This window comes from Pseudomonas sp. NPDC087615 (assembly GCF_044743445.1).
GTDB classification, from domain to species: Bacteria; Pseudomonadota; Gammaproteobacteria; order Pseudomonadales; family Pseudomonadaceae; genus Aquipseudomonas; species Aquipseudomonas baetica_A.
On record NZ_JBIUWM010000061.1, the window covers coordinates 1 to 12,876 of the forward strand.

Below are 12,876 nucleotides of genomic sequence, written 5' to 3' on the forward strand. Positions count from 1 at the left end.
CGCGGGCGTGGCCTCAGCCATGTGCGGGCCTCAGATATGTTGCGCTCCTGCTGTTGGTTGGCCTTCCTGGCGAGGCGGCCAAGCTAGCATAGCGTTTCAATAGCAGCCAACAGCGCTACGAGCGGTTAACGGGTGGCATGTGACAGGTTGTCGCATTGGCGCAGCAGACTGTCGCCCCATCAACAACCGAACGGGTGTTTAAACGTGGATTCCCGTGGGTGTCGCGTAAAAAAAGGCGCGATGTTGCCAGCTTTGACGGGGTGTTGGAAGCGCTATCCGGCCGAACGTTCCTGATTCGCCCTTTTATTGTGCATCCCACACTTTTTAAGTGTGTTTTTGGTGCGCGGATTCGTCTTGAAAGTGAGTCGCAGGGTAACGTTCTGGCGAATTGCCATTGTTCTCAATGACTTGCGATGACCGTCCGGTCGCGCGCAAAGCCGCGGCAGCAAAGAGGTTGAAACATTTTGGCGCAAATATTGCGTGCAGAATAAGGAACGCCCCGTTGGTTTCTTTTTACGAGAAAGAAAAAACCAGACGGGCCGGACGCAATCGCTTTCCTCGCAAAGGTAGTTCCGATGAGCAGTACCCCAAGCTCCAACGGCCTCGAACAGGGGCTCAAACCGCGTCATGTGACCATGTTGTCGATCGCCGGTGTTATCGGCGCCGGTCTGTTCGTTGGCTCCGGCCACGCCATCGCCGCCGCCGGCCCTGCCGTGCTGTTGGCTTATGCCGCCGCCGGCACCCTGGTGGTGCTGGTGATGCGCATGCTCGGTGAGATGGCGGTTGCATCGCCTGACACCGGCTCGTTCTCGACGTACGCCGACCGTGCCATCGGGCATTGGGCCGGTTTCACCATTGGCTGGTTGTACTGGTGGTTCTGGGTGCTGGTGATTCCGCTGGAAGCCAACGCCGCCGCGACCATCCTGCACGCGTGGTTTCCAGGCGTGGGGATTTGGGCTTTCGCGCTGATCATCACCATGCTGCTGACGGTGACCAACCTGTTCAGCGTGAAGAATTACGGCGAGTTCGAATTCTGGTTCGCCCTGATCAAAGTGCTGGCGATCATTGGCTTCATCGCCCTCGGTCTCGCAGCGATCTTTGGCTACCTGCCAAACAGCCAGGTCAGCGGCGTTTCGCACCTGTTCGACAGCGGCGGCTTCCTGCCCAACGGCATGGGTGCGGTGTTGGGCGCGATCCTGACTACCATGTTCTCGTTCATGGGTACCGAAATCGTGACCATTGCGGCCGCGGAATCGAAGAACCCGGGCAAACAAATCTCCAAGGCCACCAACTCGGTGATCTGGCGGATCGGCCTGTTCTACCTCGTATCGATCTTCATCGTTGTGGCTCTGGTGCCATGGAACGATCCGACCCTGGCCAACCTCGGTTCCTACCAGACCGTGCTTGAACGCATGGGCATCCCGAACGCGAAAATGATCGTCGACATCGTGGTGCTGGTCGCTGTCACCAGTTGCCTGAACTCGGCCCTCTACACCTCGTCGCGTATGCTGTTCTCCCTGGGCAAGCGCGGTGATGCTCCGGCCATGTCGACTCGCGTCAACAAAAGCGGTACGCCTTACTGGGCGGTGATGCTGTCGACCGGCGCGGCGTTCCTGTGCACCTTCGCCAACTATGTGGCGCCGGCGGCCGTGTTCGAGTTCCTGCTGGCCAGCTCCGGCGCGATCGCACTGCTGGTGTACCTGGTCATCGCATTCTCGCAACTGCGTATGCGCAAACAGCGCATGGCTCGCGGCGAGAAAATCGTCTTCAGCATGTGGCTGTTCCCGGGCCTGACCTACGCGGTGATCATCTTCATCGTGGCGGCTTTGACCATCATGCTGTTCCAGGAAGCGCACCGCGTGGAAATCCTTGCGACCGGCCTGCTGAGCCTGCTGGTGGTGGCTACCGGGCTGCTGGTGGCGCGTCGGCGTCGTCACGAGAAGTTGAGCGCAGCCGTGGCTCGCTGAGTGTTCTGACTCCACGTCAACCGTTGCTCACCCACAGAGACGACCGCCATCAGAGATGATCGCGGTCGTTTTTACTTGGCAATTTGATGGACACAGTGGTGGCTAAATAGTAGCCTGCGCGACGAATATGTATCTCGCTGTTGCGGGATGCGATGGAGTTTCAGGACATGGATTGTTCGACGCCCTCAGCCTTTCTGGCTAAAGCTTTCGATTCTTCCTTGTCTGCTCCCTCATCTGACGCTACGTACAGATGCGATTTTGCGTGCTTGCCGTTAAAAAGAGCTGCATGGAGTTAGCCCGGCCGTTCAGCCAACTCATTGGGGCTTCAAGGAGATAAGCATGGCGTTTACATCGGTTGTGTTCAAAAACCCTAACACCGGTGCCATGAAAGAAGCGCCAATCGGCTTCTCGTGGACCGTGTTTTTCTTTGGTTTTTTTCCGCCATTGTTCCGTGGTGATATCAAGTGGGCTGCGATCATGTTTCTCGCGGCGAGCTTCACTCTGGGCTTGAGCAATATCGTGTTCATGTTCATCTACAACAAGCTGTACGTGCAGGACTTGATCGCTGCAGGCTACAAGGCTCAATCCATCGCCAAGGGTGAACTGGACTACGCCGCGGCCAAGCTGGGGATTGAAATCCCGCGCTTGAGCGCTGCCGCAGCCTAAGGTTCAACGCTTCGATCAGGCAAAAAAACGGGCGCAATCATGACTGATTGCGCCCGTTTTTTTTGCCTGAGATTTCAGCGTTTCAGACTGACTCGTCTTTCGCTTCGGCGGTATCGAGCGACTTGCCGTAAGTATCCAGCGCAACCCCGAAGTCCGTGATGAACTGCGGTTCGGTCAGCCAGGCCTGGGCTGTCTCGATGTCCATGCCATCGGCCCACATGCGGTAGTCGATCAACATGTCGGCGGCCAGGTGGGTGGCGGCCATGCCTTCGTTTTCGGCGTTTTCCATGTCCAGCAGGTCGGGGTGGTCGACGATGATGAACGCCAGTTCCCTGAGCAGCGTCAGCAGCATCTCGTTACGGCTGACCGCTTCGGCGTCGCGCATTTTGCTGAACATCGCCAGGGTGTATTCCGGGATCGGCTCGGCGAGGTGGCCGAGGTCGTCGTCCTGCTCCAGCGGCTTGCGGCCAACCATACGGATTTGCTTGGCTTTGGCCTTGGCGCGTTTGGCGCGTTTTTGTTGCTTGTTCAGGGATGCCATGGGAACTCAGTTCTTCTGTTGGGTTTGTGCAGCGATCGCGTCGGACGCTGCCACATAGTCGGCCTGGAAGACCGGCGATTCGATCCACGCCAGCGCGCCGGCTTCGTCGGTGTCCTGCGACCACTGGCGATACTCGATCAGCGCGGCGAGGATGAAGTCCATCGAGCCTTCTTCGCCTTCCTGCTCGTAGACCAGCTCCAGCAGCGGGTCTTCGAGGAACGCGGTGCACAGGGCTTGCTGGCTGATCTTCTCGGCGTCGATCATTTTCTTGAACAGCTCGGTCAGGTCCACCGACTCGAAATCAATGCGGTCATCGTTCGGATCGAGCTCAACCGGCGCTTCGGCGCGTTTGGTGCGGTTCTGCTTGGCCTTGGTCTTGGCCCGGGCGGCGCGTTTTTGCTGCTTGTTGGCGGAGGCCATGATGTGTTCCATCGTGCGTTGGAGGGGCTCAGCTGCGCGGGAGTTGCCGTCCGGGTGTGTCGGGGGCCAGTTCGCCGGTTTGCAGCCAGGTCAGAGCGATGGGCCATAGTGTGGCTTGGTATGCGCTGCGAAAAAAGGCGAAATGTCCGACTTGTTGTTCGCCGATGTCCTGCGGCTCGATGCGCAAGTGGGTTTTTGGCGCGTTGCTGAAGCAGTCGAGCAGGCGTTCGATGGCCGCAACCGTGCCGTAAGGGTCGTAGCTGATGCTGATCGCCAGGGTTTTAGCACGGACGTTGGCGAAGGGCATGTGGCCAGTTTTTGCCTGCATCGCTCGGCCGCTTGGGCGTCGTTCATAGCGCGGGGCAAGCGTGCTCCAGTCGCGCACGACACTCGCCGGCGTGTCTTCCAGCCGTCGGATAACCAGCCCGGATTCACCGAGTCCCGCTGCGCAGCCACCAAAAACAGAGTTGCGTGACGCAGCGCGGTCATGAAGAGCTATAGCGATAATCCATTCGCAAGAAATGGACGCAGGTACAATCCCGCGCCTCATGTTTTGTGACGTAAGGAAGCGCTGGTTTGAAAGGGATTTTGCGTACTGGCTCAGTAGCCAGTCTGGTTTTGATGTTGGCCGGTTGTGGAACGATGATCGGGCGATTGAACGGTGACTCTGCAGAGCCTTACTACAAAGGCGTCGATGGCAACTTGCACTTGCTTGGCGTGAGAGGAGGGGACGGCATGCCACATGCTGTCATCTGCTACTTCATGATCGTCTGCCCGCTGATTACGGTCGTATCTCTGCCGGTAGACGCTGCTTTGGACACGGTCTTGCTGCCGGTCGATTACGTCAACACTCTTTGAATGCGACCTGTGCTTAGCGTTGGCGCTTGCCTTTGGGTTTTTCCACAGGCTCCTGCACTTTGCGATAAACCCACAGCCCGAACACCCCGATAACCAGCAGAAATACAGTACCGATGCTTTGCCAAACGAACTCGAACCAAAACCGCCGAGGTTGCAGGGCCAGGGTGTAGGTGCTGCGCGGGCCGCGATTGTTGGTGGTGATGGAGCCAGTGACCCAGCTGTCGATCAGCATGTAGATCGATGCGCCGATGGCGAAAGCAATCATCACGGCAACGAACACTGTCAGCCAGTAAGTTGCGCGGCTTGGGCGATACGGCGGCGGATGGGGCAGTGGGATGCGCGTTCGTTTCTGGTTCATCGACGGGGTGACCCTCTTCCGTAAGGGGGGGGCAAGTTATCGCGAATCCAGAGGTCGATAACAGTCCTCATCAAATCGCAGGCATAAAAAAACCCTGAATCTTGCGATTCAGGGTTTTCGGTATTTGGTGCCCAGAGACGGAATCGAACCGCCGACACGGGGATTTTCAATCCCCTGCTCTACCGACTGAGCTATCTGGGCAACGGGGCGCATTAAAAGGGTTTTTCGGATTCTCGTCAACGACTTTTTTAAAATTTCTTAAATTAATTCCGTTGCTTACGATCCGACCCCCGATTTTGCGGGATTACTCGGCTGGCGGAACGTAGCCTTCGGCTTGGGCGTATTCCTCGCCGGAGAAGTACTTGTCCATTTCGCCCTGAAGATATTTGCGGTCTTCGGCGTTCATCATGTTCAGGCGTTTTTCGTTGATCAGCAGGGTTTGGTGGTTTTGCCAGTCAGTCCAGGCCTTGGCCGAGACGTGGTCAAAAATATCCTGACCTTTGGCGCCCGGGAACGGAGGGCGCTCCTGAGCGGGTAATTCTTGTTTGTACTTGCGGCACATTACGGTGCGGGTCATGGCGACTCTCCTGCATTCAATACGGCGGCCGCGCGTTCGAGCAAGGTTTTGACCGGGGCGGCGAGGCCCAGGCGCGGCGGGGTGGCGAGGTTATACCAGAGCCAGTCGGCCTCGGCCACGTGATGGCTGGCCTCCTGTACCTGAACCAGCCAGGGTTCGATGGATAACTGGAAGTGGCTGAACGTGTGGACAAGATCGGGCAATGCTTGTTGCTCGCCCAGCGCCAGTGAGTGTTGATCGGCCAGATGTTGCAGGTCGTCGAGGTTATCGAGTTCCGGCAGGCTCCACAAACCGCCCCACAAGCCTGTGGACGGACGGCGATAAAGCAGAATCGCACCGTCGCCATTGGCGAGCATCGGCATCAGCGTGCGTTTCTGCGGGATGGCTTTGCGTGGCTTGGGAATCGGATAGCGCGTCTCCAGACCCAGCATGTGCGCCTCGCAGCCACGTTCCAGCGGGCACAGCAGGCAACTCGGCTTGCTGCGCGTACATAGCGTCGCACCGAGATCCATCATTGCCTGAGTGTAGGCGTTGACCCGATCGTGCGGCGTAAAGCGCTCAGCGTTGGCCCAAAGCTGTTTGGCGACCTTCGGCTCGCCCGGGTAACCCTCTTGCGCGGTAAAGCGCGCCAGCACGCGTTTGACGTTGCCATCGAGGATCGGCGCGCGCAGGCCCATGCTGATGCTCGCAATCGCACCGGCGGTGGACAGACCGATGCCCGGCAAATCCGTGAGCTTTTCGACGTCGCGCGGAAACTCGCCACCGTACTGGCTGACAACGATTTTTGCGGTCTTCTGCAAATTGCGCGCGCGGGTGTAGTAACCCAGGCCCGTCCACAGGTGCAGCACTTCGTCTTCCGGCGCTTCGGCCAGGGCTTCGACGGTCGGCAGCGAGGCCATGAAACGGTCGAAGTAATTGAGCACGGTGCTGACCTGCGTCTGCTGCAGCATGATCTCCGACACCCACACCCGATACGGGTTGATGTCTTGCTGCCAGGGCAGATCGTGGCGGCCGTGGCGGTCGAACCAATCCAGCACCGCCGTGGAAAACTGCTCCGCTTTCATCGCTTGAACAGCCCCTTCAATGCGTTTTTCAATTCCGGACTGACCTTGTCGCCCAGTTTCTCTTCAATTTTCTCGCTGAGCTTGTCGCCGGCCAGTTTGGTCGCGACCTGGCCGAGTCGTTCGTTGTCGATGCGACAAGCCTTGGCGCCCAGTTCCAGAGGGCCACGGCAGCGCAGCGGCCATTCGATACCGACGAATTTGTCACCGACCTGACAGGCCGGGTCGGGCATGGCGCTGGTGTCGCCCTCGACGATGATGCCGACGCGGTAATCCATGCCCAGTACGCGCAGGTCGATGTCGCCGTCGCCGTTGACGGTCATGCCGGGGATGCGCACTTTCAGGTCGGGGTTGCTGGCGATGCCGTTGCGCATCGTCAGGTTGCCTTTGAGCTCCTGGAACGGTGTGTCCTTGCCCCGTGGCTCGCCGCTGAGGGTTTTGCGGTTGAGGGTGGCGATGCCTTTGCACAGTTGTTGTTCAAGGTTGGCGTTGAGCAGCACGCCGTTGTTGATCACGAAACTGGCGTTGCCGTTGAGTGAGTCAATCAGCGCCTGTTGGCTGTTGCCGCTGCCAGTGACGTTGCTGTTGAGGGTCACGAGACCTTTGACCGGGGGGTTCTTGCCTTGGCTCTCAAGGATTTTTTCCACCGGGACACGGTTGATTTTGGTCTGCATGTTCAGCACTGGCGTGCTCGGACGGACGTCGAGTGTGCCTTTGGCTTCGAAAGTGCCGTTGTACAGTTCGCCGCTCAGATTGTTCAGGGTCAGCAGGCCGCCTTGGCCGGTGGCCTTGAGCGCAGCGTTCTGGATGGGCAGTTTGTCGAGCGTCAGTTGGCCGAAGGTCAGGTCGGCATTCACGTCGAGCTTGGCCAGACGTTCCACCGGCAGCAGGCGCTCGGTGCTCCAGGCGCTTTTGCTCGGTTTGTCCGGCAGTGGCGTCGTGCCGGCGCCGGCCACGGCATTGGCTTCGGTACTGGCGACTTCAGCCTGACGCACTTGCGTGGCGCTATTGGCCTGAGCCGATTTCGGCGGCAGGTAGCGGTCAACGTTGAAGGTGTCAGCCTTGAGCGTCGCCCGCAGCGATTGCTTGGCAAAGTCGTCGACGGCGATTCGGCCGCTGAAGCTGCTGTCGTCTAGTTTCAGGTTGATGTTGTCGAACGCGACGCTGGTTGGCGTAGCGGACACGCGGCTGACCAGTTCGACCTTGCTCAGGCTGCCTTCGGCCATGGCTGGCAGTGTCTGGCCGATGCTGTCGACGAATTTTGCCAGATCGAACTGGGCGATCGAGAGGCCGCCAGTGATCTGTGGGGTCTTGTCGAGGTCGTTGGCTTTCAGTTCGCCCAAGGCGCGCAACTGGTTGGCGGAGATTTTGATCCCGGTCCATTCGGCGACGTTTGCTGCTTTATCGAGCAACATCTGGCCCTGAGCGGCGAAGGTCATGGCTTTGCCATGCAGCGGATCGCCGGTCAGTTCGCCAGAGAGCTTCAGGTCTTCGAACTTGTAGCGTTGCAGGGCACGTTCGATGCGCAGTTCGCCATTGAGCTCGGTGCGTATCCGCAGCACGGGCTGATTGGTGCTGAGAAATGCGGTGGCCTTCAGCGGAATATTGGTCGAATCGTGCACCGCGCCGGTGCTCAACTGGATGCTTTCGGCGCTGAACTGCTTGCCGGTCTGCTCGTCGTTGTACTCAACGCGGGCGTTATTGACGGTCAGGCTGTCGATGTCGAGCCGGATCGGCTGCGGCGGTTTTTCCGCTTTGGCGGTTGTCTCGGCAGCGGGTTCGCTGGCAGGCGGCGGGCTACCGGCAGGTGCGGCGGCAGTCGGCAGCTTGCCGATGTCTTCCCAGTTGCCGTGGCCGTTCTTGTCGCGGTTCAGGCGCAGGTTCAGGCCTTCGACGCGTACATCGCTCATCTGCACTTCGCGGCGCAGCAGCGGCAGCACGCGCACGGACAGGCCGAGCATCTGCAGGTCAGCAAACGGTTCGGCAGGTTTGATTAAGGTCGCAACGCTGGCGTCGTGCAATTCCAGCCCGAGCCACGGGAACAGGCTCCAGCCGATATCGCCATTGAGCGTCAGCTCGATGTGGGCCTTGTCGCGGGCTATCTGGCGGATCTCGTCTTTGTAGTCATTGGGATCAAAGAGGTGGGTCAGGGCAAAACCTGCCGCCACAATGATCAGCAACAGCCCGAGAAGTACCAGACCCAGGATTTTGCCGAACGCTTTCATGGGCGAGTCCTTGTAGTTAGTCGAATTCGTAATTTAGCCGGGGAGTATAGCGCCGCATCTGCCCGGTTCGGTGTGAAGCTATGTTGCCAACACCTCCAGCGGCACAGGCAGCGTGGCGGCGATGGCCTGAGCTTAAAGGTGTTCGGCGGGTGCCGGCAGGCGCAGTCCGGCCCCCGTTTGCGACGCCATTTTCTGCGCTTGGTTCACCCATCGTTCAGCGACGCCACGGCGTCGGGTAACTTTTCGCACGCACAAATGGGACAGATATCAGACGCTGCCGTGGCTCTGCAGGCGTCCCGTGCCGAGTAAGCGGTCATTGAAACGTCCGGCAATAAATGAACCACCAGCCAGGCGCTTTCGATCAGATGAGCTCTCCCGGAAAACGGCGCGAACAGCCATGCGGGAGCATCGCGGTAGATTTTCTGCAAGTCCTGCTGACCCTGATAACTGGGGTTTTCAAGCGTTTGAAGGATGACCGGCATGGCGTTACCCGTGAGAAATGCTTTGTGCAGGACATCAGAAGACTGAAAAAAGGTGATATCAGTTTGGTTTTTCTGTCATCTGCAAATGGTAACCTTCGCGCGTTCGTCCGTCCTTCTGCGACTTAACGTCGCGCCTTCAAGGAGCTTCACCTTAAAAAAGGTCGTGCCTGCGTGCATAAGGCCGAGGGTGAGCAGTGGCTGACGAACCATTCTAATAATTGGGGGATACACAATGAGCACGAGCATAACGGCGGACGGCTTCAAAGCCGACCAGCCCGCGTTCCTGTCCAAGGAACGCATCATCGCCAAGCCGGGTTTCAACCGCTGGCTGGTTCCACCGGCCGCATTGGCCATCCACCTGTGCATCGGCATGGCCTACGGCTTTTCGGTGTTCTGGTTGCCGCTGTCCAAGGCGCTGGGCATTACCGCTCCGGTGGCTTGCGCGCCGGACATGAGCTTTATCGCACAAGTTTTTTCCTCGCAATGCGACTGGCCGATCTCGATGCTCGGCTGGATCTACACCCTGTTCTTCATCTTCCTCGGCTGCTCGGCAGCGATCTGGGGTGGCTGGCTTGAACACGCCGGGCCGCGCAAGGCTGGTGTTGTATCGGCGTTGTGCTGGTGCGGTGGTCTGCTGATTTCGGCGCTGGGTATTTATACCCACCAGATCTGGCTGATGTGGATCGGCTCCGGTGTGATCGGTGGTATCGGCCTGGGTCTGGGCTATATCTCGCCGGTGTCGACCCTGATCAAGTGGTTCCCGGACAAGCGCGGCATGGCGACTGGCATGGCGATCATGGGTTTCGGTGGTGGCGCGATGGTGGGGGCACCGTTGGCAACGGCACTGATGAGTCACTTCGCCTCGCCTGAAAGTGTCGGTGTGTGGCAAAGCTTTGCGGTCATGGCAGCGATCTACTTCGTGTTCATGATCGGTGGCGCCCTGGCCTACCGCGTACCGCCAACTGGCTGGAAGCCTGAAGGCTGGACCGCTCCGGCGAAAAAAGCCTCCAACTCGATGATCACCCACCGTCATGTACACGTGAATGTGGCGTGGAAAACCCCGCAATTCCGTCTGGTGTGGCTGGTGCTGTGCCTGAACGTGTCGGCGGGTATCGGCATTCTCGGCATGGCTTCGCCGCTGCTGCAGGAAGTATTCGGCGGCAAGCTGCTGGGTGTTGACGTGCCGTTTGGTCAACTGGACGCCGGGCAACTGGCTTCGATTGCCGCGATTGCTGCCGGTTTCACCGGTCTGCTGAGCCTGTTCAACATCGGCGGACGGTTCTTCTGGGCCTCGTTCTCGGACTACCTGGGTCGCAAAAACACTTACTTCGTGTTCTTCGCCCTCGGTTTTGCGCTGTACGCGCTGATCCCCAACCTCGGCCACCTGGGCAACGTTGCGCTGTTCGTGGCGGCGTTCTGCATCATTCTGTCGATGTACGGCGGCGGCTTCGCGACCGTTCCCGCGTATCTGGCCGACCTGTTCGGTACGCAGATGGTCGGTGCGATCCACGGTCGTCTGCTGACTGCCTGGGCCGCGGCCGGCGTACTCGGCCCGGTGCTGGTGAACTACCTGCGTGAGTATCAGTTGAGCATCGGCGTTGAACGCGCCGCCGCTTACGACATCACTCTGTACATCCTCGCCGGCCTGTTGGTCTTGGGCTTCCTGTGCAACCTGATGGTGCGCCCGGTGGCCGACAAGTACTTCATGACCGACGCCGAACTGGCTGCCGAACAGGCTCTGGGGCACGACAAAGGTGCTGATGGGACCACCGTTCTGGAGTGGAAGGCCGCACCGGGCAGCAAGCCGCTGGCGATTGCTGCGTGGCTGGCGGTAGGTATTCCGTTGGCGTGGGGTGTGTGGGTGACCCTGCAAAAGACAGCGGTACTGTTTCACTGAGTCAATGGCCTGAGAGATCTCAGGCCAGCACTTACTTCTGTGGGAGCGGGCTTGCTCGCGAAGGCGTTCTGTCCGTCGACATCAATGTCGGCTGATCCAGCGCTTTCGAGAGCAAGCCCGCTCCCACAGTTGTTTTGGGGTGCCTGTAATGGCTTGTATGGACATGTCTACCCGCGACAGCCGGGGGTTCTATCCGTCAGCCATATTGCGTCTCGTGTTTCTGTTTCGGCCCCGCGTGCCTATAATGGCTGCCTTTTTCGCCCAATGATTTTGCGGAGCTGGTGATGGCCGAACGTAAGGCTTCTGTCGAGCGCGACACTCTGGAAACCCAGATCAAAGCCTCGATCAACCTTGATGGCACCGGAAAGGCCCGATTTGATATCGGTGTTCCTTTTCTTGAGCACATGCTGGATCAGATCGCCCGTCACGGGTTGATCGACCTGGATATTGAATGCAAGGGCGATCTGCATATCGACGACCACCATACGGTGGAAGACGTCGGTATCACCCTCGGCCAGGCCTTCGCCAAAGCCATCGGCGACAAAAAAGGCATCCGTCGTTACGGCCATGCCTACGTGCCGCTCGATGAAGCGCTGTCGCGTGTGGTGATCGACTTCTCCGGCCGTCCAGGCTTGCAGATGCATGTGCCATACACCCGCGCCACCGTCGGCGGCTTCGACGTTGACCTGTTTCAGGAGTTCTTCCAGGGCTTCGTCAATCACGCATTGGTCAGTGTGCACATCGACAACCTGCGTGGCACCAACACTCACCACCAGATCGAAACCGTGTTCAAGGCTTTCGGCCGCGCGCTGCGCATGGCCGTCGAGCTGGATGAGCGCATGGCCGGGCAGATGCCATCGACCAAAGGCGTTCTGTAATGCAGACGGTTGCAGTGATCGATTACGGCATGGGTAACCTGCACTCGGTGGCCAAGGCCCTCGAGCACGTCGGTGCCGGCAAAGTGCTGATCACCAGCGATGCGGATGTGATCCGCGAAGCCGACCGCGTGGTGTTCCCCGGCGTCGGCGCGATTCGCGATTGCATGGCGGAGATCCGTCGCCTCGGCTTCGACTCGCTGGTGCGTGAGGTCAGCCAGGATCGTCCGTTCCTCGGCATCTGTGTCGGCATGCAAGCCTTGCTCGACACCAGCGAAGAGAACGACGGCGTCGACTGCATCGGCCTGTTTCCGGGCGCGGTGAAGTTCTTCGGCAAAGACCTGCATGAAGACGGCGAGCACCTGAAAGTCCCACACATGGGCTGGAACGAAGTGAAGCAGAAGGTCAGCCACCCCCTGTGGCATGACATTCCGGACATGGCGCGTTTCTACTTCGTGCACAGCTACTACATCGCCGCCGCCAATGCGCGGCAGGTGGTCGGTGGTGGTCATTACGGCGTTGATTTCGCTGCGGCGCTGGCCGATGGCTCGCGTTTCGCCGTGCAGTTCCACCCGGAGAAGAGCCATACCCATGGCCTGCAATTGCTGCAGAACTTCGCCGCGTGGGATGGTCGCTGGTAAATGGCCGTCAAGAAATCCAAACCGCCGATCCTGACCCTCACTCCCGAGCAGGAGAGCGAGGCCAGTCACAAGATCAAGCGGTTCATGGAGGATCGTTTCGAACTTGACCTCGGGTCATTCGAGGCGGCGGAGATTCTTGAGCTGTTTACCCGTGAAATCGCTCCGCACTATTACAACAGGGCGATTTTCGATGTGCAGACCCACCTCAAAGAGCGGTTTGAAAGCATCGAAAGCGACCTGTGGGCGCTCGAGAAAAACTGATTTCCGAGCCTAGCTGAACATTCAAATTTGAAGGTTTGCCAGATGCT

General features: G+C 59.0%; 13 protein-coding genes, 1 tRNA gene and 2 pseudogenes. 7 read left to right on the forward strand and 9 right to left on the reverse strand.

All coding sequences use genetic code 11. The features are described 5' to 3' along the window. The first annotated feature begins 575 nt into the window (after nt 1-575). Together gabP and ACIOU6_RS23480 are read left to right on the forward strand one after the other, a co-directional pair. Nucleotides 576-1,967: a GABA permease gene (gene gabP, locus ACIOU6_RS23475; RefSeq protein ID WP_401139033.1), complete on the forward strand. Its 1,392-nt coding sequence runs from the start codon at nt 576-578 to the stop codon at nt 1,965-1,967. Between the two features lie 339 nt (nt 1,968-2,306). Then, nucleotides 2,307-2,633, forward strand: coding sequence for a hypothetical protein (locus ACIOU6_RS23480; RefSeq protein ID WP_221733165.1), 327 nt, complete (start codon nt 2,307-2,309; stop codon nt 2,631-2,633). An 82-nt stretch (nt 2,634-2,715) separates the two neighbouring features. Here ACIOU6_RS23480 and ACIOU6_RS23485 read toward each other — a convergent pair whose 3' ends face one another. From ACIOU6_RS23485 to ACIOU6_RS23495, 3 genes and pseudogenes are all read right to left on the reverse strand, one after another. Beyond that, nucleotides 2,716-3,174 carry a hypothetical protein gene (locus ACIOU6_RS23485; protein WP_401139034.1) on the reverse strand — a complete coding sequence of 153 codons (459 nt, stop codon included), beginning with the start codon at nt 3,172-3,174 and terminating at the stop codon, nt 2,716-2,718. A gap of 6 nt (nt 3,175-3,180) precedes the next feature. Further along, entirely contained in the window at nt 3,181-3,594 is a 414-nt protein-coding gene (locus ACIOU6_RS23490; RefSeq protein ID WP_401139035.1) for a hypothetical protein, read from the reverse strand. 28 nt (nt 3,595-3,622) lie between these two features. Continuing rightward, nucleotides 3,623-4,054: pseudogene (locus ACIOU6_RS23495) on the reverse strand (alpha/beta hydrolase); the annotation flags it as partial. A 116-nt stretch (nt 4,055-4,170) separates the two neighbouring features. On the opposite strand from ACIOU6_RS23495, the gene ACIOU6_RS23500 reads away from it, so the two are divergent. Then, on the forward strand, nt 4,171-4,452 hold the full coding sequence (locus tag ACIOU6_RS23500; RefSeq protein WP_401139036.1) for a YceK/YidQ family lipoprotein: 282 nt from the start codon (nt 4,171-4,173) through the stop codon (nt 4,450-4,452). 13 nt (nt 4,453-4,465) lie between these two features. Here the strand turns inward: ACIOU6_RS23500 and ACIOU6_RS23505 are convergent, their stop codons facing one another. The 6 genes and pseudogenes from ACIOU6_RS23505 to ACIOU6_RS23530 form a co-directional block, all read right to left on the reverse strand. After that, entirely contained in the window at nt 4,466-4,810 is a 345-nt protein-coding gene (locus ACIOU6_RS23505; protein WP_339433543.1) for a hypothetical protein, read from the reverse strand. A gap of 125 nt (nt 4,811-4,935) precedes the next feature. Further along, nucleotides 4,936-5,011, reverse strand: a tRNA-Phe gene (locus ACIOU6_RS23510). A 103-nt stretch (nt 5,012-5,114) separates the two neighbouring features. Beyond that, nucleotides 5,115-5,387, reverse strand: a complete 273-nt coding sequence (locus ACIOU6_RS23515; RefSeq protein ID WP_401139037.1) for an oxidative damage protection protein — start codon at nt 5,385-5,387, stop codon at nt 5,115-5,117. Next, nucleotides 5,384-6,451, reverse strand: a complete 1,068-nt coding sequence (mutY, locus tag ACIOU6_RS23520) for an A/G-specific adenine glycosylase (protein WP_401139038.1) — start codon at nt 6,449-6,451, stop codon at nt 5,384-5,386. Before mutY ends, ACIOU6_RS23515 begins: the two co-directional genes overlap by 4 nt. Beyond that, nucleotides 6,448-8,673 (reverse strand): AsmA family protein, encoded by a 2,226-nt coding sequence (locus tag ACIOU6_RS23525; RefSeq protein ID WP_401139039.1) that lies wholly within the window; start codon nt 8,671-8,673, stop codon nt 6,448-6,450. The genes mutY and ACIOU6_RS23525 overlap by 4 nt, the downstream gene beginning before the upstream one ends. Nucleotides 8,674-8,805: 132 nt before the next feature. Then, a pseudogene (locus tag ACIOU6_RS23530) lies at nt 8,806-9,155 on the reverse strand (acetyl-CoA sensor PanZ family protein). Between the two features lie 232 nt (nt 9,156-9,387). On the opposite strand from ACIOU6_RS23530, the gene ACIOU6_RS23535 reads away from it, so the two are divergent. The 4 genes from ACIOU6_RS23535 to ACIOU6_RS23550 all read left to right on the forward strand — a co-directional run bounded on the left by ACIOU6_RS23535 (nt 9,388) and on the right by ACIOU6_RS23550 (nt 12,829). Further along, complete coding sequence (locus tag ACIOU6_RS23535; RefSeq protein WP_221733150.1) at nt 9,388-11,052, forward strand: OFA family MFS transporter; 1,665 nt, start codon at nt 9,388-9,390, stop codon at nt 11,050-11,052. Between the two features lie 284 nt (nt 11,053-11,336). Beyond that, nucleotides 11,337-11,930 carry an imidazoleglycerol-phosphate dehydratase HisB gene (gene hisB, locus ACIOU6_RS23540; RefSeq protein WP_016772125.1) on the forward strand — a complete coding sequence of 198 codons (594 nt, stop codon included), beginning with the start codon at nt 11,337-11,339 and terminating at the stop codon, nt 11,928-11,930. Then, nucleotides 11,930-12,568 (forward strand): imidazole glycerol phosphate synthase subunit HisH, encoded by a 639-nt coding sequence (hisH, locus tag ACIOU6_RS23545; RefSeq protein WP_025110934.1) that lies wholly within the window; start codon nt 11,930-11,932, stop codon nt 12,566-12,568. The genes hisB and hisH overlap by 1 nt, the downstream gene beginning before the upstream one ends. Further along, nucleotides 12,569-12,829 carry a DUF2164 domain-containing protein gene (locus tag ACIOU6_RS23550; RefSeq protein ID WP_221733149.1) on the forward strand — a complete coding sequence of 87 codons (261 nt, stop codon included), beginning with the start codon at nt 12,569-12,571 and terminating at the stop codon, nt 12,827-12,829. Nucleotides 12,830-12,876 lie beyond the last annotated feature (47 nt).